Source organism: Flavobacterium sp., assembly GCF_003525665.1.
Taxonomy (GTDB): Bacteria; Bacteroidota; Bacteroidia; order Flavobacteriales; family Flavobacteriaceae; genus Flavobacterium.
Map to the genome: position 1 here is coordinate 2,718 of NZ_DQDX01000112.1, position 982 is coordinate 3,699.

1 protein-coding gene is annotated in these 982 nt (G+C 30.3%); it reads left to right on the forward strand.

What is annotated here, in order from left to right:
- Positions 1-67 precede the first annotated feature (67 nt).
- Positions 68-937 carry a carboxypeptidase-like regulatory domain-containing protein gene (locus DIU01_RS08155; RefSeq protein ID WP_290833334.1) on the forward strand — a complete coding sequence of 290 codons (870 nt, stop codon included), beginning with the start codon at positions 68-70 and terminating at the stop codon, positions 935-937.
- The last annotated feature ends 45 nt before the right edge of the window (positions 938-982 follow it).

Consider the following 982-nt stretch of genomic DNA (forward strand, 5'->3'; position numbering starts at 1 on the left):
AACCCGAGGCAATTGAAAAAAGTATTTCCACTACAATCAGGGCTAAATAGCAAACTATAAACAAGAAATGAGACTAACAATTACGTTTTTAATAGTATTTACAAATATACTTTCGGCTCAAATAAAGGGAGTTGTCAAAGACAGTATTTCGGGAAAACCAATTCCGTATGTAAGTATTTGGATTGAAAACGATAACATCGGAACAACTTCAGAAGAAAACGGAACATTCGAATTGAACACTTCCAAAGACAAAAAAATGATGTTTTCTAATGTGGGTTATCACAAAAAGACAGCAACTCTAAATTCGAATAACGAAATTCTTTTAAAACCCAAAAGCATCGAATTAGATAATGTTGAAATCATCAAATTAAAAAAATCGGAATCATTAACTATCGGAAATTCAGTTTTTAAAAGAGTTAATTATTTACAAGGAAAGTTTCCGCAAATCTTAGCAAAAAAATTCGATTACGATTCTATTTACAAGAAAACACCATACCTAAAAGAAGTTGAAGTTTTCACACAGTCTGAAATTAAAAACGCCACATTCAAGCTCCGAATTTTACTTCACGATACTATAAATGATATTCCACTGATTGATTTAGCAAACGAAGACATCATTGTAACGGTCAAAAAAGGACGAAACAAAACTAAAATAGATGTTTCTAAATATAAAATAAAGTTTCCAGAGAATGGTGTAGCTATTGGACTTGAATCTATGATTGTAGAAAGTAACAAATACATTTATTCGTACAAATACAATGGAGTTAATAATGATTCTGTGGTGTTTGCACCAGCAGTAATTTGCAATTATGTAGAAGAACAAAATGCATATCATTTTTTAAGCACAAAATGGATGAAAAGAAAACCAAACTATAACGAAAAAGAGGAAAAATATTTAGTTCTAGAACCAGCAATTAATCTTGTACTTACCAATTAAAACATGAAATCGCTATTAACTAGAAGTTTGCGCAAGCAAACACCA

Bases quoted from the DNA above. Each gene is read 5' to 3' on its own strand.
- DIU01_RS08155 (WP_290833334.1), top strand. From the start codon at position 68: ATGAGACTAACAATTACGTTTTTAATAGTATTTACAAATATACTTTCG.